At 46.2% G+C, this 19,467-nt stretch carries 15 protein-coding genes and 2 tRNA genes; all 17 read right to left on the bottom strand.

The annotated features are described in order from the left end of the window. Nucleotides 1–32: 32 nt before the first annotated feature. Nucleotides 33–1,580 carry a uroporphyrinogen-III C-methyltransferase gene (cobA, locus tag ACFSVM_RS21920; protein ID WP_076315128.1) on the bottom strand — a complete coding sequence of 516 codons (1,548 nt, stop codon included), beginning with the start codon at nt 1,578–1,580 and terminating at the stop codon, nt 33–35. A gap of 4 nt (nt 1,581–1,584) precedes the next feature. Beyond that, nucleotides 1,585–2,535 carry a hydroxymethylbilane synthase gene (hemC, locus tag ACFSVM_RS21915; protein WP_090726931.1) on the bottom strand — a complete coding sequence of 317 codons (951 nt, stop codon included), beginning with the start codon at nt 2,533–2,535 and terminating at the stop codon, nt 1,585–1,587. A 7-nt stretch (nt 2,536–2,542) separates the two neighbouring features. Beyond that, nucleotides 2,543–3,193 carry a precorrin-2 dehydrogenase/sirohydrochlorin ferrochelatase family protein gene (locus tag ACFSVM_RS21910; RefSeq protein WP_076315126.1) on the bottom strand — a complete coding sequence of 217 codons (651 nt, stop codon included), beginning with the start codon at nt 3,191–3,193 and terminating at the stop codon, nt 2,543–2,545. Nucleotides 3,194–3,198: 5 nt separating this feature from the next. Beyond that, entirely contained in the window at nt 3,199–4,026 is an 828-nt protein-coding gene (gene ccsA, locus ACFSVM_RS21905) for a cytochrome c biogenesis protein CcsA (RefSeq protein WP_076315125.1), read from the bottom strand. Nucleotides 4,027–4,040: 14 nt separating this feature from the next. Continuing rightward, on the bottom strand, nt 4,041–5,426 hold the full coding sequence (gene hemA, locus ACFSVM_RS21900) for a glutamyl-tRNA reductase (RefSeq protein ID WP_076315124.1): 1,386 nt from the start codon (nt 5,424–5,426) through the stop codon (nt 4,041–4,043). 382 nt (nt 5,427–5,808) lie between these two features. Next, entirely contained in the window at nt 5,809–6,207 is a 399-nt protein-coding gene (speD, locus tag ACFSVM_RS21895) for an adenosylmethionine decarboxylase (RefSeq protein ID WP_076315123.1), read from the bottom strand. A gap of 317 nt (nt 6,208–6,524) precedes the next feature. Then, complete coding sequence (locus tag ACFSVM_RS21890) at nt 6,525–7,115, bottom strand: non-ribosomal peptide synthetase module (protein ID WP_076315122.1); 591 nt, start codon at nt 7,113–7,115, stop codon at nt 6,525–6,527. A 271-nt stretch (nt 7,116–7,386) separates the two neighbouring features. Further along, nucleotides 7,387–8,001, bottom strand: coding sequence for a ribosome biogenesis GTP-binding protein YihA/YsxC (gene yihA / locus ACFSVM_RS21885; protein WP_076315121.1), 615 nt, complete (start codon nt 7,999–8,001; stop codon nt 7,387–7,389). Nucleotides 8,002–8,073: 72 nt separating this feature from the next. Next, nucleotides 8,074–10,413 carry an endopeptidase La gene (gene lon / locus ACFSVM_RS21880; RefSeq protein WP_076315120.1) on the bottom strand — a complete coding sequence of 780 codons (2,340 nt, stop codon included), beginning with the start codon at nt 10,411–10,413 and terminating at the stop codon, nt 8,074–8,076. A gap of 87 nt (nt 10,414–10,500) precedes the next feature. After that, nucleotides 10,501–12,240, bottom strand: a complete 1,740-nt coding sequence (gene lonB / locus ACFSVM_RS21875) for an ATP-dependent protease LonB (RefSeq protein ID WP_090726929.1) — start codon at nt 12,238–12,240, stop codon at nt 10,501–10,503. Between the two features lie 218 nt (nt 12,241–12,458). Beyond that, complete coding sequence (gene ispG, locus ACFSVM_RS21870) at nt 12,459–13,556, bottom strand: flavodoxin-dependent (E)-4-hydroxy-3-methylbut-2-enyl-diphosphate synthase (RefSeq protein WP_076315118.1); 1,098 nt, start codon at nt 13,554–13,556, stop codon at nt 12,459–12,461. Between the two features lie 101 nt (nt 13,557–13,657). Continuing rightward, nucleotides 13,658–14,911: an ATP-dependent protease ATP-binding subunit ClpX gene (gene clpX / locus ACFSVM_RS21865; RefSeq protein ID WP_047914314.1), complete on the bottom strand. Its 1,254-nt coding sequence runs from the start codon at nt 14,909–14,911 to the stop codon at nt 13,658–13,660. Nucleotides 14,912–14,923: 12 nt separating this feature from the next. Beyond that, on the bottom strand, nt 14,924–15,514 hold the full coding sequence (gene clpP / locus ACFSVM_RS21860; RefSeq protein ID WP_047914315.1) for an ATP-dependent Clp endopeptidase proteolytic subunit ClpP: 591 nt from the start codon (nt 15,512–15,514) through the stop codon (nt 14,924–14,926). A 380-nt stretch (nt 15,515–15,894) separates the two neighbouring features. Further along, nucleotides 15,895–17,226 (bottom strand): trigger factor, encoded by a 1,332-nt coding sequence (gene tig, locus ACFSVM_RS21855; protein WP_076315116.1) that lies wholly within the window; start codon nt 17,224–17,226, stop codon nt 15,895–15,897. Between the two features lie 129 nt (nt 17,227–17,355). Beyond that, nucleotides 17,356–18,288: a hypothetical protein gene (locus ACFSVM_RS21850; RefSeq protein ID WP_076315115.1), complete on the bottom strand. Its 933-nt coding sequence runs from the start codon at nt 18,286–18,288 to the stop codon at nt 17,356–17,358. A 427-nt stretch (nt 18,289–18,715) separates the two neighbouring features. Continuing rightward, nucleotides 18,716–18,789: transfer RNA gene (locus tag ACFSVM_RS21845), tRNA-Arg, on the bottom strand. A gap of 583 nt (nt 18,790–19,372) precedes the next feature. Further along, nucleotides 19,373–19,446: transfer RNA gene (locus ACFSVM_RS21840), tRNA-Arg, on the bottom strand. Between the last annotated feature and the right edge of the window lie 21 nt (nt 19,447–19,467).

Genomic DNA, 19,467 nt, shown 5'->3' with positions numbered 1-19,467 from the left:
TTTCTCTAGTTCGCCTATATCCTATCTTAAATTTAAATATCATGCACATAGTCGCTAATATGACACAGTGCATCCGCCAAGCTCTCTATTGTCGCCTCTTCTGAAACGATACTGACATGAAGCCCCGCGTTCGCGGCCGTTTCTGCAGTAACAGGTCCGATGCAGGCGACGTGAACATTTTTAAATAAAGAAGCAGGCTGTTCACATCCCATCCGTTCTAACAGTGTCAGAAGGTGCGTTACTGTTGAAGAGCTGGTGAATGTGACAGCATAGACTTTACCCTTCTGCAAGAGTCCTATCAGCTCATCGTCCTGCTCATCAGGTATAACCGTCTCATATACACTGACACTGTGGACTTCAAGTCCTTTCTCCTTCAGTTTGTCGGAGAGCCAAGGGCGAGCCAGATTACCTGTAGGCAGCAGCACCTTCTGCCCAGGAAGCAGATCGGCGTCAAAGGTATCCATCAGCCCTTCCTGTTGGTAAGATCCTTGAACCTGCTCTGCCAGAATTCCTCGGTCTCGAAGTGCCTTTTTCGTTGACGGGCCAATGGCCACAATTCTTGCGCGATAGAGTGAACGTATATCTCTCTCCTGTTCTTCCATTGCTCTAAAGAAATGCTCGACTCCATTCACACTCGTAAATATGACCCAGTCATACTGCTCTAACTGATCTAGTGCTTCTGCAATTTGCTCCCTCTGGTGATCTGCTTGGACAGGAACCGTTTCAATAACAGGCAGCTCGTAAGGCTCCCCACCTAATTCCTCAATCCGTGTGACGAGCTCACTTGCCTGACTTCTTGCTCTTGTCACCAGTATTCTTTTGCCAAAGAGAGGCATGAATTCTGCCCATTGCAGCCGTTCACGCTGCTTGACGACATCACCAACGACAATGACGCCGGGTGGACGAAATCCGTGCTCCTGCACCTTGTGCTCGATATCCTCAAGTGTACCTACAAGGGTGTCCTGCTCAGCCCAAGTCCCCCAGCGAATCAGTGCCACAGGCGTATCCTTCGGTCTGCCATGATCAATCAGCTGCTGACTGATATAGCCGATGTTAGCGACCCCCATCATAAACACCAGGGTTCCTGTGGCATTCGTTACCTTATCCCAATAGATCGCTCTATTCAGCTTATCCGGACTCTCATGTCCAGTAATAATTGAAATGGATGATGCATAATCCCGATGTGTGACAGGGATACCGGCATAGGCCGGCACACTGATTGCAGAGGTGACTCCCGGCACGATCTCATAAGGAATATTATACCTGCGAAGCAGCTCTGCCTCCTCACCGACTCTTCCAAAAATGGTCGGGTCCCCGCCCTTCAAACGAACGACGGTTTTACCTTCAAGAGCGAGATCTACAAGCAGCTGATTAATATCCTCCTGCTTCATTGTGTGACGGTTTGTTTTTTTGCCAACATAGATTTTGGAAGCTCCAGGCTTCATGATTCGAAGCAGTCTGGGACTGGCCAAACGATCATAGACGACCGCATCTGCCTTCTGAATACACTCCCAGCCCTTTACTGTAATAAGCTTCGCGTTCCCCGGTCCTGCACCCACGAGATAGACCTTACCTGCCATTTCCTCATCCCCTTACGTCTGCCAGTATCTTCTCTGCGCCTTTACGAATCAAGCGTTCAGCAACTTCCTCTCCAAGACGTTCAGGATCGCTCCCAATCACCGTCTCTTTAAGCACTGTCGATCCATCCGGTGTTCCAACCATACCCGTCAGCTCGATAAGCTGCTTATGTCCATCCTCTCCTTGATGAGTAACCCATGTTGCATACGCTCCGATAGGTACTTGGCAGCCTCCGTTCAGCACATTCAAAAATTTCCGTTCAGCTGCAACCGGCAGGGCCGTCTCCAAATCATTGTACAAACTGAGCAAATGAAGGAGCTCCTTGTCATCCTTCCTGCATTCAATACCGAGCGCACCCTGGCCTACCGCAGGCAGACAAGTGTCCGGAGACAAATAAGCTGTTATTCGATCTTCCCATCCCATACGAGAAAGTCCCGCCGCAGCGAGAATAATGGCATCAAAGCCTTCCGTCTCAAGCTTGCGGAGTCTGGAGTCAATATTGCCGCGAATCCATTCAATTTGAAAGTCAGGACGGTAAGCTTTGAGCTGAGACGCTCTGCGCAGACTGCTCGTCCCTACTTTTGCACCTTGAGGCAGCTCATCCAGGGAAGATCCGGTTCTGGATATCAGGGCATCCCTTGGATCCTTCCTGCGCGGCACGGCACCGGTAGTCAGTGGTTCGGGAAGTACAGAAGGCATATCCTTCATGCTATGTACAGCCATATCAATCTCGCCGTTCATCATGGCCTGCTCAATTTCTTTTACAAACAGCCCCTTGCCCCCGACTTTGGACAACGTAACATCCAGGATTTGATCGCCCTTCGTTACAATCTTCTTGATCTCAAAATCAAATGGAAGCCCATGCTGCTTACACAGGTTCTTCAAATCATCAATGACATGCCCTGTCTGTGTTAGAGCCAGTGCACTTTGTCTGCTTCCTACTACAATCGTTCGCATTTATTCATTACCCCTCCTGATTGTCTGCAATCCATTCATTCCGTTGTTCATCGGACCATAATTCAAAGCGTCCTTCTCTAATTTCATCTAATATATCTAACTCTAATACTTTCTTCAGCAGATGTCTTCTTTTGTTCGGATCTTCAATACGAGACAGAATGGTTTGACGAATTTGATGCAAAAAATCAAAGTACACACCATATTCATCACCATATTGTTGGTCTAGCTGCTTCGCAATGCGTGCGACCGCTCCCGGACTTGAACCCGAGGCTGACACGGCGATCGACATCCTGCCGCGCCGTACGACACTCGGTGTAATAAAATCACCGCTGCGAGGCTCATCTGCGCTGTTCACCAAAGCACCCGTCTCTTTCGCTTCTTTAACCACCTGTCGGTTGATATCCGTGTGATTTGTAGCTGTATATACAAGAAAAGCCCCTCTCAGGTCTCCCTGACGGTAGGGCCTTTGAATCCAGGAGACTTCACTATGCTGAGCCAGCTGAAGAAGTCTCTCGGTCATCGTGGGACTGATGATCGTAATGTTCGCTCCTGAATTAAGAAGTCCACTTACCTTGCGCTCAGCCACTGGACCACCGCCAATAACAATGACAGTGCGGTCTGAGCAATCCAGCCATATCGGAACATAAGCCTGCTCCATTTACTTCACTCTCCTGTCCAGCGGTGAAATACAGACCAAGCATTACTAATAAAACTAACAATGACAAAGACATAACCGATTAGCGTCCACCGTGCCATAACATGGGGAGCTTGACCATTGTATCGTTTTGAAATGAAGTATCCTAAATAGATGCATAATGCAATGAGTGTTGAGAGAACTTTGGCATCGAGTAATAATGGCCAGCGTTTCTCTGCCATGATCGATAATACAGCAAGCATGACTGAAACGCCGAGCATGGGCGTCCCAATAGAGCTTGCCTTGTTCATGTACAGATAGAGCATTTCAAGACTCGGCATACGCCGCATCGTATCGCCCCATTGCTTCGATTTGAGCCGGAAATGCAGGAAGAGATAGATCGCAGCAAATACGGCGGCGAGTGTCAGTGCAGCAAACCCCAGATTAGCAAGAGCGATATGCATGACAAGAAGTCCATGTACGGTCTGCCAATTAAGCATAGGATTAACGACCGGAGCAAGCCAAAAATCACTGAGCACCAAAGCACTGAATCCGACCACATTCAGCAGGAATACGATATATTCCGATTTCCTGAACGTTGTCATAATCAGAGAAGTAATGACGATGCTAAACGTAAATAAGAATACAAAATCATACATCGAATAGATCGGAATATGTCCCAAATCAACGGTTCGGAGAATCAAGTAAATCAGCTGCATCAGGGACACGACAGCAAGAAGCCCTGTGCCCATCCGCTTCGCACTCGTGTTGCGTCGAATGCAATCCGAGAAATAAAACAGAAGGCTCAGGGCATAAATATAAATCAGCAAAGTGTGAATCGTATCTACTGTAGACACTTATGACACCTGCCTTACAGGCTCACTGGAACATATGCAATCCGTGAAGGTGCTTGCTCCACCTCACGACTAGGCTCCGTGGCCGGCTTCATATTCACTCTTGGGGAAACAGAAGACTCTTCCTTGACTTCAGGCTCTTCCTCAAGACCGAACATGGTAGTGAACATCGATAATGCATCATCCGCATTCTTATCCACTGCCATTTCTTTTATACGGTTAATTGGCTCATGCGTCATCTGATTAAGCATACTCTTCGTCAGTCGGCGTATCACCTTACGTTGACGCTCATCCAGCTCAGGCAGCTTGTTAAACAAGCTCTCGAGCGTTTCTTCATGGACACTGTTGGCCTTCTCCTGCAAAGCTCGAATCACAGGACGAACTCCCAAAGTTTTGAGCCAGTGATTGAATTCTTCGATCTCTTCCTCGATAAAGGAATCGATCTTCGCCGCCTCGATCCGGCGCATCTCCAGATTCGTCTCAACCACACCTTCAAGATCATCGATATCATATAAGAAGACGTTAGCAATATCTGAAATTACAGGATCAATATCCCGAGGCACAGCAATATCGATCATGAACAAAGGACGTGACTTTCTTCGCTTCATGCTGTCTTTAACCATATCAGCCGAGATAACGAAATCCTTCGCTCCTGTTGAGCTGATCAAAATGTCCACTTCATGGAGACGCGTAAATGCCTGCTCCATGGTACATGCCGTTCCGTCAAATTTGGCTGCCAGCTCCTCTGCACGTGAGAAGGTCCGATTCGCCACAATTACCTCTTCCGCACCATTCGCATATAAATGCTGAACAGTGAGCTCACTCATCTTCCCTGCACCAAGAATCATTACTTTCTTGTGATTAAAGGAGCCAAAGATGCGCTTGCCTAGTTCAACCGCAGCATAACTGACAGAAACCGCCGCTTCACCAATCGAGGTCTCGCTATGCGCTCTCTTGCCTAAAGAGATGGCATGCTTGAACAGCGTATTAAACCATGTTCCGGTTGCCTTCTCAGCTTGAGCCGTTAAGAAGGCCTGCTTAACCTGGCCTAAAATTTGGGTCTCTCCGATCACCATGGAGTCCAGTCCACTGGTTACCCGAAATAAATGACGTATCGCCTGTTCATCTTCATATATATAGAGATGTTGAGTAAACTCCTCGCGGGAAATACCAAACCATTGCTCCATGAAGCTGCGTATGAAATACCCGCACATATGGAGACGATCAACCACCACATACATTTCCGTACGGTTGCATGTAGCAACGATGACGCCTTCCAATACACTGTTTGTCTTCTTGAGCTCTCGGAGCGCTGATGGCAGGTCTTTTTCGTCAAATGTAAACCGTTCCCTTACTTCTACAGGCGCTGTGCGATAGTTTAACCCAACTGCGACGATGTGCATTGCAAGTTCACCTGCCTCTACAAAATTCGGTAAATTATTGAATCAATTTCAAACGAAATGGATTTAGTCTATAAAAACATCAAATGTGTTATTAACAATTAGCCTCAAGCAGTATTTAGTATAACATATGTACAGTTTCGCCCTAATGCTTTTTATGACATGTTTATGAAATCCTCATCTTCTTAACTTATGGATTCCATTTTGCCTACTTAATTTTACCGCCACTTCATTAATTTATACGTTGCAAACCCATTTGAAACTTGTACTACTCGCAATCGGATATTACCGTTAGGAGAATTTCTAGTTAATTACATAAAATATATAAAAAACCATGGAAATTCCATGGTTCTTTATTAATTGTATCGTATTATAAATCTGTGTATTATACAAGCTCAATCTGTTGTTTTACAGGCTGTTCGACATCTAATTCGCCATTACCACGCACTAATGTCTTCGAAAAAATCTTCTCCGGGTTCAAAGCCGATACCAGGTACTCAACAGCAAGCTGCGGATCAACCAATTCTCCACAAGTGTAACAATCAATCGCGGCAAAGCCTCTTTCAGGGTGCGTATGAATCGAGAGATGACTCTCAGCCAACATGACTAGCACAGTAACCCCGTGTGGCTCAAACTGTCTGGATTGCACGGACAAGATGGTCGCATCACAAGCTTCTGCGGCTTCTACCATCTGTACTTGCAAGTAATCCTCATTGTTCAACAGATCAAAGTCTACTCCCCAAGTGTCAACAGCAACGTGTCTTCCGAAAGTTGTACTTCCCATCTTTCGGTTCCCCCTTCCTAGGAATAAAATGTTTGAAAAATTTCATCCGCTAGGACCTACGTCATTCACTTCCCGAGGGATAAATCTCTCGCAACATACACAATGTCCTGAGTGAATCCTGGTTCCTATATTCTTTTCAACGAGAATAAAAATAACACCTATTCGTTACAAATGCAACAGTTTTTTCAAGAACAATACAGTATATTTTTTATGATCTGAAGTGGAACAAACACCTTAAAAAAAATAATCCAGTTCAAGGCTTACGAGAACTAAAGAAAAGCCCGCTCAGTGAAGAGCAGGCTTTGGCTTGAATATGTTTAAGCTTCAAGAGTAAATAGTATAAATGCTTCTATCCGTAACTGCTCATCAATATGACGAATTTCCTCCTGGCAAGACACCTTGTTTCTTGCATCGAGCAGTTGGTTGATGCTGTTCTTCACACGTGAAATTTTCTGTTCAACATCACGTGATCGGTATTGCTGTTCAAGCTCCTGCAAGGAATTCTTATATTCGTATACGATTCGAGCTTGGTTTTGTTTGAATTCAATAATCTTGCGAACAGAGCCTTGGGAATAAAAATACATCATAGTAAAACCAGCATACACCCGGTTCTCCATTCCTTCACCCTTGAAAGTAAGAAACAACTTGCGTACGACACTCGTCAGCTGAGGATTCACTAGACGGCAAGACAACTCACAGACATATAATCCATCTTCTCGATCAAATGGGAAACAAACTTCCTCTCCAGCACCATCACGAAGTACAACATCCTGCCCGCCCTTGCCCAGCACTTTCACTCGTTGGTGCTGAAGCTGGCTGTCTTCGGCCATTTTTAAAAACTGCTGCATCTGAGGTTCTGTTAATTTCAAAGTGGCTTTAACATATTCTGTGGCTAACCGCTGAGCCATAAAAATCTCCTCAATTCTTTCCCGACCATTCTGTAGTCAGGCCGATTTAAAACCATAATGTTCATTACTTAGCTTCATTATACACTACCGCGGGCGGAACCCGCCCTTCTGCCATGCAATGAATTTCTGCTTTAAATCATTAAAAATCAGGAAGAAACTTGAAATTATACATCCCATAGGGAAAATGCTCATTATTCTGCAAGAAAGTTCGTGTTAGCTCGATTGTTCTGCAAGATCGTCTTGTCACTTGCTTTTGATGAGAGTTGTAAGACTACTCTTCTACAGACGGCTGTTCTTCTGTAAACCCTGCATAACGGGATATTACTGCCCACAGCTCATCCTTGCCTAAGCCTTCCTCTGACGAGAAAGAGACAAAGCTGTCTTCAGGATGAAGACCGATCGCATCTCTTATAACTTTTGCATGCTTGGCTCGGCGTGTCTTAGGAATCTTATCCATCTTCGTAGTCACGACGCATACGGGAAGCCCATGGTGCTTCAGCCATTCATACATCATTATGTCGTCTTTCGTAGGGGGATGACGCATATCAATCATCTGCATGACCAGCTTCAGTTCTTCTCGTTCAAGCAAATATTTCTCCATCATTTGACCGAAGAGCGCACGCTGCGTCTTCGACACTTTGGCATACCCATAGCCTGGAAAATCCACAAAATAAAGCGCATCATTAATCCGGTAATAATTAAGCTGCTGGGTCTTGCCTGGGGTTGAGCTCGTTCTTGCTAAGTTCTTACGATTAATCATTCGATTGATCAGCGAAGATTTCCCCACATTGGAACGCCCTGCCAGAGCAATCTCCGGCAAGGCGTCCTCAGGGTATTGGCTAGGGCTGACCGCACTAATGATAAATTCGGATTTGGTAACTTTCATAATCGATATTTATCCTCTCTTCATAACACACCAATGAAATAATGGAACTCTCGTTGATGCTCATTGGCTTATCTAGTGCACACCTGCCTGCTGTTCGACCAGTGCATGCTGAAGCACTTGATCCATGTGTGCAACAGGTACGAATTCAACATCTTCTCGCACACTGTCCGGTATATCTCTTAAATCCCGTTCATTATCCTTCGGGAGCAAAATTTTCTTATATCCTGCACGATGTGCCGCAAGCGATTTCTCCTTCAGTCCGCCAATCGGTAGAACCCGGCCGCGGAGTGTAATCTCACCTGTCATCGCTACATCCTTGGATACATGACGGTTAGTCAATGCAGATATCAGTGCAGTAGCCATTGTAATTCCGGCAGAAGGTCCGTCCTTCGGAATGGCACCTTCCGGGATGTGAATGTGAATATCATTCTTCTCGTGGAAGTCAGGCGCGATCCCGAGTTCCCCTGCTTTGGAACGTGTATAACTGAAGGCTGCTTGCGCAGATTCCTTCATAACATCCCCGAGTTTACCTGTCAAGGTAAGCTTACCGGTACCCGGTACAACCGTCACTTCGATGACGAGTGTCTCACCACCAACCTCTGTCCAAGCAAGTCCGGTAACTGTCCCGATCTGATCCTCAAGCTCAGCAACACCGTAACGGAATTTCTGCGGACCTAAGTAATCTTTCACATCATCCGGAGCGATAATGATCTTGCCTGTGTGGCCGGATACGATCTTCTTCGCAGCCTTGCGGCATAGGGAAGCCATCTGCTGCTCCAGATTTCTCACGCCGGACTCTCTCGTGTATTCACGAATGACTTTCAAGAGAGCATCCTGCTGTACTTCCACTTGTTCTTCTGTCAATCCATGCTCTGTGATCTGCTTCGGCAGCAAATAGCGGCTTGCAATCTGCAGCTTCTCCAGCTCCGTGTACCCTGGAATGTTAAGCACTTCCATCCGATCGAGGAGCGGACGCGGAATACTATGAATTGTGTTGGCTGTCGTAACAAACATGACGTTTGACAGGTCAAAGGGAAGCTCTACAAAATGGTCACTGAACGTATTGTTTTGTTCAGGATCAAGCACTTCAAGCAGAGCAGAGGATGGATCCCCGCGAAAATCAGAAGCCATCTTGTCGATCTCATCCAGCAAAAATACTGGATTCAGTGAACCTGCGGTCTTCATTCCTTGAATGATTCGGCCAGGCATGGCACCGACATACGTTCTTCGATGTCCGCGAATTTCCGCTTCGTCTCTTACACCGCCCAAGGAGATACGCACAAATTCACGGCCAAGTGATTTGGCAATGGAACGCGCAAGTGATGTCTTACCTACCCCAGGAGGACCTACAAGACAAAGAATCGGACCTTTCAGCTTCTTCACCAGCTTCTGGACAGCCAGATATTCAAGTACGCGCTCCTTCGGCTTCTCTAGACCGTAATGATCTGCATCCAGCACTTCTTCAGCGGCATGAATATCCAGATCATCCTCCGTCTTGCGGCTCCACGGGAGAGCTAACAGCCAATCCACATAATTGCGGATAACGCCGCCCTCTGCGGAGCTGGCGGGCATTTTCTCAAGCCGATCAATTTCCTTCTCGACCTTCTCGCGCACTTTGTCAGGGAGTGACAGCTCTGCTGCCCCGGCACGAAGCTCTTCAACCTCACCGGCACGCCCTTCCTTCTCGCCAAGCTCCTTCTGTATCGCCTTCATTTGCTCGCGAAGATAATACTCCTTCTGGGTCTTCTCCATCTGCTTCTTGACCCGCTGGTTAATCTTGCGCTCCAGCTCAAGGACCTCACGCTCGTTATTCAAAATGTCCAACAGCTTCTCAAGCCGCTGTTTCACATCTACGGTTTCCAGAATTTCTTGTTTGTCCTTAATCTTCAGCGACAAGTGACTTGTGATGACATCGGCAAGGCGCCCCGGCTCTTCAATATCGGATACAGCTGCAAGAGTCTCGGGTGTAACCTTCTTCGATAGATTTATATAATTTTCAAACTGGCTGAGAACGGTCCGCATTAATGCATCCGTCTCTGGATGGTCAGCCTCTTCCTCCAGCAGCTCCACCGCCAGCACTTCATAGAACTCGTCTTGATCTGTATACTCTGTTATCTCTGCTCGTTCAAGTCCTTCCACGAGGACACGAATGGTTCCATTCGGAAGCTTCAGCATTTGTCTGACCTTCGCTACTGTACCGATCCGATAAATATCCTCACGTGCAGGATCTTCTATATTTACGTCAGATTGAGAACACAGGAGAATCAGATGTTCTTCTACCATCGCTTTTTCCAAAGCCTTGACGGATTTCTCCCTGCCCACGTCGAGATGTAGCACCATACTCGGATAGACGAGAAGTCCTCTTAAAGGCAGTAAAGGAAAACGACGAACTTTGGCTTTGCTCGGCCCCATCGCTTTCACACCTCCAATGGCTCTCAGGTTGTTATCATTCATTATTCTATCAAATGTTCACATAAAAAACCAATGAAGGAGAAGTCTTTACATGCTTTCTGTACTATTCATCGTTCCGCCGCGATTTAAGTCTGCATGCAGTATTGAAGGCGAAGATTGTGGAAACAGCTCGGGAGCAGGTGCAGCCTTCTCTTCATTGTCTGTCATCAGCTCTTTGCCGAAGACATGCTCGAATACTTCATCCACGGACTCAACAGGAATAACCTTCAAGCCATCCAAACCTTCAAAAATGGTCTGCCAGTTGTCTGCGGGAATAATAACCGTCTTAGCTCCAGCCTGAAAAGCAGCCTCTACCTTAGCCAGCACACCGCCGATTGGCTTTACTTTTCCATGAATGCTGATCTCACCTGTCATTGCCAGCTCATGATCGACGGGAATCCCCTTAATTGCAGAAGCAATCGCCGTTGCCATGGCAATTCCCGCGGAAGGACCATCTATTGGTGTACCTCCTGGAAAATTGATATGAAGATCGTAGTTAGAAGGCTCCAGCCCCATTGATCTGAGTACGGTGATTACATTTTCTACAGACCCTTTGGCCATGCTCTTCCGACGGAGCGTTCTTGAACCGCCGCCAATCTCCTCCTCATCGACAACTCCCGTGATGTTATATGTTCCTTTCCCCTTCATTACAGGCACCGCTGATACTTCGATCTCAAGCAGCGCGCCCATGTTAGGTCCGTATACAGCAAGACCATTGACAAAGCCCACTTGCGGAACACTTGGCACCTTCCTGTCTGGTCTCGGCTGAATCTGACTGCTGCTTGCGACCCATTCGAGATCCGCAGCACGGAGTTCATCCCGATTCTCAGTCAGAGCAAGTCCTGCGGCGAGCTGTACGATATTCACCGCTTCACGACCATTGGTGGCATATCTTTTAACGACCTCCACCGCTTCAGGATTGGCTGCAAAGCCAATTTTACTGATCGCATCCTCTGCTATTTGTCCAATCTCTTCGGGCAGCAGTGCGCGGAAGAAGATCTCCATGCACCGGGAACGAAGAGCCGGAGGAATTTCGTGAGGTGAACGGGTCGTTGCCCCTACCAAACGAAAATCAGCCGGCAGACCGTTTTGGAAAATATCGTGGATATAAGCAGGAGTATGCGTATCTTCAGAGTTATAGTACGCACTTTCCAAAATAACTTTACGATCCTCTAACACTTTGAGCAGCTTGTTCATCTGAATCGTATGAAGCTCACCAATTTCATCGACAAATAAAATCCCGCCATGCGCCTTCGTAACAGCTCCTGGTTTAGGCTGAGGAATACCTGCAACGCCCATTGCACCTGCACCTTGGTATATCGGATCATGAACAGAGCCAATCAGTGGATCGGCAATGCCGCGCTCATCGAACCTGGCAGTTGTCGCATCAATCTCCGTAAATTTGGCATCTGCTTTGAAGGGAGAGGATGGATTTTTTTTGGCTTCCTCCAAAATGACCCTCGCTGCCGCTGTTTTACCTACCCCTGGAGGCCCATAAACGATAACATGCTGTGGATTTGCACTGCACAGTGCTGCCTTCATCGCACGGAGCCCATCCTTCTGACCGACAATATCCTCCATCTTGGCTGGACGGGTCTTCTCGGCAAGCGGTTTAGTCAGCGATATGGAGCGAAGCTTTCTCAGCTTGTCGAGTTCCTTCCGAGACTCACGTTCAACTGCACTTTTATTGTTTCTTTGTCCACGCAGCATATTCCAGAAATAGAGCCCGATCACGACTCCGAAAAACAAATTGATTAACATGACAATAATGGTTAACTCAGTACCCATATTAGGTGTCCCTCCTGTTCTTTACGTTCTTACCATAAAAAGTTCGATACATGGTAGTATAGCCTTTTCACTCCGGCATAAACGTAGAAAATAGAAGTTCTCTTATAGATTTGAACACCAAACATGAACAGAAGACATTTCTTCAAGTAGGCAAAAAGAAAACTGCTTCCTATACGAGGAAGCAGTGATGAGTAAATTCTTATTTTAGAAAAAAAAGATTAGTGCTTGCGTCCCGGAATAACGCCGGTTGCTTCATACACTTCTACAATCTTGTCGATTTCTTTCTTCAGCTCTTCAACCATTTCAGCCTCAGGCACTTTGCGGATCATCTCTCCATGACGGAACAGAAGACCTTCGCCTCGCGCCCCTGCGATCCCAATATCTGCTTCCCTAGCTTCACCAGGACCATTAACCGCACACCCCAGCACCGATACCTTGATCGGCACTTTGATTTGTGAAATATAATCCTCTACTTCATTAGCAATGGAGAACAAGTCGATATCCAGACGGCCGCAGGTCGGACAAGAAATCAGGGTTGCAGCATTTGTAATCAAACCAAAGGTTTTGAGCAGCTCACGGGCAACCTTAATCTCTTCAACCGGATCTGCACTGAGTGAAATCCGCATGGTAGAGCCGATTCCCATAGATAACAGAGCGCCCATGCCTGCCGAGCTCTTAATTGTACCTGAGAACAGCGTACCCGCTTCTGTAATTCCAAGGTGTAATGGATATGGAATGACCTGTGCGGCCTTAGTATAAGCCTCAATGGCCATTGGGACATCAGATGCCTTGAGCGATACGATAATATCATGGAAATCCAGCTCTTCCAGAATGCCAATATGGAACAAGGCACTTTCTACCATCGCGTCGGCTGTAGGATAACCGTATTTCTCAAGCAAATGATTCTCAAGCGAGCCAGCATTAACACCAATACGAATCGGGATTCCTTTTTCCTTACATGCTTTTACAACGGCTTCTACTTTTTCGCGTCTGCCGATGTTACCAGGATTAATCCGTACTTTATCAATACCATTCTCGATCGCTTTCAGTGCTAATTTATAATTAAAATGAATATCCGCAACGAGCGGAATATGAATTCTCTTCTTAATTTCCTTAATCGCTTCTGCTGCTTCATCATTATTGACCGTTACACGAACGATTTGGCATCCCGCTTCTTCAAGCCGCAAAATCTCAGCTACCGTTGCATCCACATCAGCCGTTTTCGTTGTACACATACTTTGAATAATGACTTCATTGCTTCCGCCAATGGTAATGTTGCCGACTTTTACGGGACGTGTATCTTGTCTTAAAAACATGATTCCTTTCTCTCCCCATAACGTCAAATCTCCACCCGCAAGAGGCCTGGAAAAATCCAGTATAAATAAACCTCATTACGAGTGGAGTAAGACTTGTTTATTTAGGCACTCTCTTCTTGCTTCTTATCTTTATCACCATGCAGTTCAGGTGCTGTCTTCTCTTCAACAACCTGCTTCGTAATTACACACTTTGTAACATCCTCACGAGAAGGAATTTCATACATCACATCAAGCAGCAGGCTCTCTATGATCGCACGAAGTCCACGGGCACCCGTATTACGCTTAATCGCTTCCCGAGCGATCGCTTCAAGTGCTTCCTTCTCAAATTCGAGAGTTACGTTATCGAGCTCCAGCATCTTCGTATATTGCTTAACCAGAGCATTCTTCGGCTCAGACAAAATACGAACAAGTGTCGCTTCATCAAGCGGCTCCAATGTAGAGATGACTGGAAGACGTCCAACAAACTCTGGGATGAGACCGAACTTGAGCAAGTCCTCTGGAAGAACCATTCCGAGGTACTCACCCGGCTTCAGATCCTTCTGCTCAGCAGAAGAGTTGAAACCAATCACTTTTTTGCCGATACGGCGTTTGATCATTTGCTCGAGTCCGTCAAAGGCCCCGCCGCAGATGAACAAAATATTTGTCGTATCGATTTGGATGAATTCCTGATGAGGATGCTTACGTCCGCCTTGTGGTGGAACGGAAGCAACCGTACCCTCTAGAATTTTGAGGAGGGCCTGCTGTACGCCTTCACCGGATACATCACGTGTAATCGAAGGGTTCTCCGACTTACGTGCTACTTTATCAATCTCATCGATATAAATAATGCCGCGCTCTGCCTTCTCTACATCATAATCGGCAGCTTGAATGAGCTTGAGCAGAATATTCTCAACGTCTTCACCTACGTACCCTGCTTCTGTGAGCGAGGTAGCGTCTGCAATCGCAAATGGAACGTTCAAAATCTTAGCCATAGTTTGAGCCAAGAGCGTTTTACCAGAGCCCGTTGGTCCCAATAGCAGAATGTTACTCTTCGACATTTCTACATCGTCAATCTTGCTCTGTGTATTAATGCGCTTGTAATGATTATAAACGGCAACAGACAGCGATTTCTTCGCTTGCTCCTGACCGATAACATACTGATCCAAAATATCACGAATCTGCATCGGTTTTGGAATATCCTTCAGATCAATCTCTTCGTCATGACCGAGTTCTTCCTCTACAATCTCTGCACACAGCTCGATGCATTCATCACAAATATATACCCCTGGTCCAGCGACAAGCTTACGAACCTGTTCCTGGGATTTACCACAGAAAGAACATTTAAGCTGCCCTTTCTCATCGTTAAATTTAAACATCTAACCACCCCTTTAAGAATTAATCGGTCTGGTGAGTACTTGGTCAATGATACGGTATTCTAAAGCTTCTTCCGCGCTCATAAAATAGTCGCGGTCCGTATCACGCTCGATTTTATCAAGGGGTTGACCCGTACGCTCCACATAGATCTGATTAAGCTTCTGACGCGTTTTAATAATCCAGTCGGCGTGAATTTGAATATCGGATGCCTGACCTTGGATCCCGCCAAGCGGCTGATGTATCATAACTTCACTGTTCTCCAGCGCAAAGCGCTTGCCAGGTGCACCCGCAGTGAGCAGTAGTGAGCCCATGCTGGCAGCCATCCCTACGCAGATGGTTGAAACGTCTGGCTTAATAAATTGCATTGTATCATATATACCCAACCCTGCAGTAACAGAACCACCTGGTGAATTGATATATAAGCTGATGTCCTTCTCCGGATCCTCTGCAGCCAAGAATAAGAGCTGAGCAATAACGCTGTTGGCCACATCATCATCTATTGCACCGCTGAGGAAGATAATACGATCCTTCAATAGTCTTGAATATATATCGTAAGAACGTTCACCGCGATTAGTTTGTTCAACAACCATAGGCACGAGATTCATGTTCCGACCTCTTCTCCATAATAGAATCTTACTGCCACATTAATCAGGGTTAAATAAATATCAGTCTTAATTTTATCATGTTCCCTGTTCAATGTCATTTATGACTACTTTCCTCAGCCAAGTAACTGCTAAAGAGAAAGCTTGATCATATTTAACCATTTTTTTTATGTATGTGCAAATCGGACTTCCATCCTATGGAGCTAAGACCTATAACTCAAGTATATGGAAGGTACAGTTAAAATATCACGACATCTCACTGATTACCATTTAATAATATATTTAACTATAAAATGGATATTCATGAGAAGAAATAAGGCACGTTTAGTAAAATACTTTACGTGCCTTATCTGTTATATTTCTAACGTGATGGATGTGTAATCTTATTCTTCAGTTGCTTCTACAGCAGCTTCCTCAGCTGGAGCGTCAACTTCTACGCTGTTTGCAAGAAGGAAGTCAATCGTTTTACGAAGCAGAACTTCTTCACGAAGGCTGTCGAAAGAACCGTTGCTTTCGAGAATTTGACGAATCTCTTCTGGAGTACGTCTGAAGGAAGTCGCCATATTATTCAGCTCTTCGTTAACATCCTCATCGGATACTTCAATGTTCTCTTGCTTACCAATTGCTTCAAGAACCAGGTTGTTGCGAACGCGCTTCTCAGCATCGCCTTTCATTTGGTTTTGAAGATCTGCTTCCGTTTGACCAGAGAAGCTCATAAACATTTCAAGGTTCATGCCTTGTTGACGAAGACGGTTGTCAAAGTCACGCATCATGTTGCGAACTTCGCTGTTAATCATTCCTTGTGGAATTTCAACTTCTGCGTTAGCAGCCGCTTTTTCAACAACAACATTCTCTTGGTTTGCTTTTGCTTCTTCTGCTTTGCGCTCAGACAGCTGCTTCGTAAGATCTTCTTTGTACTCAGCAAGAGTATCGAATTCACTTACGTCTTTAGCAAACTCATCGTCGATTGCTGGAAGCTCTTTGCGTTTGATTTCATGCACTTTCACTTTGAAGATGGCTTTCTTGCCAGCCAGTTCTGCTGCATGATATTCCTCAGGGAATGTCACTTCAACATCCTTGTTGTCGCCAGTAGCAAGACCGATCACTTGCTCTTCAAAGCCAGGGATGAATGTGTTAGAACCCAGTTCCAGGGAGTAACGCTCAGCTTGTCCACCGTCGAACAGCTCACCATCAACAGAACCTTCATAGTCGATTACTGCGATATCGCCGGACTCAGCTGTACCTTCTTCGATAACTACAAGCTCAGCATGACGTTGTTGCAAACGCTCAAGCTCAGCATTCAGTTCTTCTTCGGAAACTTCTGTGTTTGCCTTAGGAACTTCAAGTCCTTTGTACTCACCAAGTTTAGCTTCAGGTTTAACGACAACTTTCGCTTTAAATTTGAAAGCTTCACCTTTAGCGAATTGATCGATGTCCACTTCTGGTTGTTCAACAGGGAAGATTTCTGTTTGATCAACAGCTTCCGTGTAAACTTCAGGAAGAAGGATATCAATTGCGTCTTGATACAGGCTCTCTACGCCGAAACGAGCTTCAAAGATCGAGCGAGGCACTTTACCTTTACGGAATCCAGGTACATTTATCTTTTTAACGACTTTATTAAAAGCCTTGTCGAGAGCAGCAGCTACACGATCTGCTTCTACTTCAACTTCAAGAACCCCAAGGTTCTTCTCTATTTTTTCCCATGTTGCTTTCATTTATGCTTTCCCCTCCAAATTTCACATGTTAACCATGTCAAGCGCGTACAAAATAACCATTTTAGTATAAACAACATTAAATGCAATTTCAAGGGTAAACCCTTGCAGGCGTCAAAAGGAAGTTTTCGGCTATTTCACATCCAGTCCGCCGGATACAAATCGTTTAATAGATCGGTATGCCTGCTCGAATCTAAATCTCACTTCACTCGTGATTTCATAGACCCTTCTAATCTCTTCTTCGTCCAGTGATCCGCCCAGACTCTCAGCGACTGCCGCATGGAGCGCCGCAGCCCATATATCGAGTGTCGAATCATCGCCTTCAAGCATAGAGCGGTAGTCGCTTGTGCCATATACAGCCATCACATATTGAGACCACAATTCCTGAGCAAAATAAAATAAGGTCGGTTCATGTACTTCCGTCTGATCTGCCACCAGTTCCAGCACTCGAATAATTGGAAATGGAAATTCATCCGGCTTCAGTGGAATAGATTCCACCTCAACCTCCACTTTCTCCGATCCTCGTGTAAGAGATACGGTTGCCTGAGATCCTCTTTTTCGCAAGGTCTGCAGCACTCGAAACTGAAGCAACGGATGCAGCTTACGCTGCTGAAGCCACTCGCACAGCGAATGATCAATACCCGGGGTTTCGATATAGGCAAGCTGATCCAGTGCCAGCATCGTCTGCTCGCTCAGCGGCTCTTCCATGACCGTTCTTAGCAGCTTATCTGCATATGCTCCATCTTCCGCCATTTTATTTCGGGCATTTTGACGAGCAAAATCCTCTTCACTCTCTTCCAAATCCTCGTCATTTCGTCCGTCTTCTCTCTGATCACGATCTATATATTGAGGGAAAGCTGCACGCAGCCAGTCCAGCAAAGCTTCCCATTCTTCATAATTCCGTTTCTCCTGCCCTTCGCATTGAAGCAGGAACTCAAGCAAACGCATCGCTTCCGAATAGCGCTCATTCTCCAGCATTACAGTAAGCTGAATCTGATAGTAATCCAGCGTCTTCGGGAAGAGAACAATATTTTTCTCTTTGGTTTGGGAGTTCGTATCGCTCATTATGACTGCCTCCTCTCTATCCGGTTTAACGACAACCAATCGACTTGTTGAATTATATAGAAACTACATATCCGTGTATAGCTCTAATATATTAACATAACCGATTCCGGTCTAAAAAAAACATGTTCTAGCTTATTTCATTGAGACCAGGGATATGTTGCGTCAGATAAATAGCCTTACGGCTGACTGCGATGCGATTGCTATCGATGCCTATGCTTCGACGAACCCCATTTGGGCTTCTTATCCCCACGGACGCAAAAAAGAGACACCCTTTCGGTTGTCTCTCACCGTCCCACTCGGGGTACAGCCTTACGGCTGACTGCGATGCGATTGCTATCGATGCCTATGCTTCGACGAACCCCATTTGGGCTTCTCATCCCCACGGACGCAAAAAAGAGACACCCTTTCGGTTGTCTCTCTTTTTTTACGTCCCAGGAGGGATTCGAACCCCCGACCGACGGCTTAGAAGGCCGTTGCTCTATCCTGCTGAGCTACTGGGACAAATTCAAGCGCGAGATATATCGTATCATATATATGTGATGATAGCAAGCGTAAATTGTAAAGTTTTTTATTTAGTTAGGTTACGGACGCTATCGATGCCTATGCTCCGACGAACCCCCATTTTGGGTTCTCATCCCCGCGGACGCAAAAAAGAGACACCCTTTCGGTTGTCTCTCACCGTCCCACTCGGGGTACAGCCTTACGGCTGACTGCGATGCAATTGCTATCGATGCCTATGCTCCGACGAACCCCATTTGGGGTTCTCATCCCCGCAGACGAAAAAAAGAGACACCCTTTCGGTTGTCTCTCACCGTCCCAGTCGGGGTACAGCCTTACGGCTGACTGCGATGCAATTGCTATCGATGCCTATGCTCCGACGAACCCCCATTTGGGGTTCTCATCCCCGCGGACGCAAAAAAGAGACACCCTTTCGGTTGTCTCTCACCGTCCCAGTCGGGGTACAGCCTTACGGCTGACTGCGATGCGATTGCTATCGATGCCTATGCTCCGACGAACCCCATTTGGGGTTCTCATCCCCGCAGACGCAAAAAAGAGACACCCTTTCGGTTGTCTCTCTTTTTTACGTCCCAGGAGGGATTCGAACCCCCGACCGACGGCTTAGAAGGCCGTTGCTCTATCCTGCTGAGCTACTGGGACAAGATATGTACTTATTTTCAC

It is taken from the genome of Paenibacillus shunpengii (assembly GCF_042684905.1).
Lineage (GTDB): Bacteria > Bacillota > Bacilli > Paenibacillales > Paenibacillaceae > Paenibacillus > Paenibacillus shunpengii.
The sequence above is the reverse complement of the archived record's forward strand: the minus strand, read 5'-3'. Positions and strand labels throughout refer to the sequence as shown.

What these genes read in the sequence shown, in the direction of transcription:
- cobA (WP_076315128.1), bottom strand. Translation starts at nt 1,580, where the DNA reads ATGGCAGGTAAGGTCTATCTCGTGGGTGCAGGACCGGGGAACGCGAAG.
- hemC (WP_090726931.1), bottom strand. Translation starts at nt 2,535, where the DNA reads ATGCGAACGATTGTAGTAGGAAGCAGACAAAGTGCACTGGCTCTAACA.
- ACFSVM_RS21910 (WP_076315126.1), bottom strand. Translation starts at nt 3,193, where the DNA reads ATGGAGCAGGCTTATGTTCCGATATGGCTGGATTGCTCAGACCGCACT.
- hemA (WP_076315124.1), bottom strand. Translation starts at nt 5,426, where the DNA reads ATGCACATCGTCGCAGTTGGGTTAAACTATCGCACAGCGCCTGTAGAA.
- speD (WP_076315123.1), bottom strand. Translation starts at nt 6,207, where the DNA reads ATGGGAAGTACAACTTTCGGAAGACACGTTGCTGTTGACACTTGGGGA.
- ACFSVM_RS21890 (WP_076315122.1), bottom strand. Translation starts at nt 7,115, where the DNA reads ATGGCTCAGCGGTTAGCCACAGAATATGTTAAAGCCACTTTGAAATTA.
- yihA (WP_076315121.1), bottom strand. Translation starts at nt 8,001, where the DNA reads ATGAAAGTTACCAAATCCGAATTTATCATTAGTGCGGTCAGCCCTAGC.
- lon (WP_076315120.1), bottom strand. Translation starts at nt 10,413, where the DNA reads ATGGGGCCGAGCAAAGCCAAAGTTCGTCGTTTTCCTTTACTGCCTTTA.
- lonB (WP_090726929.1), bottom strand. Translation starts at nt 12,240, where the DNA reads ATGGGTACTGAGTTAACCATTATTGTCATGTTAATCAATTTGTTTTTC.
- ispG (WP_076315118.1), bottom strand. Translation starts at nt 13,556, where the DNA reads ATGTTTTTAAGACAAGATACACGTCCCGTAAAAGTCGGCAACATTACC.
- clpX (WP_047914314.1), bottom strand. Translation starts at nt 14,911, where the DNA reads ATGTTTAAATTTAACGATGAGAAAGGGCAGCTTAAATGTTCTTTCTGT.
- clpP (WP_047914315.1), bottom strand. Translation starts at nt 15,514, where the DNA reads ATGAATCTCGTGCCTATGGTTGTTGAACAAACTAATCGCGGTGAACGT.
- tig (WP_076315116.1), bottom strand. Translation starts at nt 17,226, where the DNA reads ATGAAAGCAACATGGGAAAAAATAGAGAAGAACCTTGGGGTTCTTGAA.
- ACFSVM_RS21850 (WP_076315115.1), bottom strand. Translation starts at nt 18,288, where the DNA reads ATGAGCGATACGAACTCCCAAACCAAAGAGAAAAATATTGTTCTCTTC.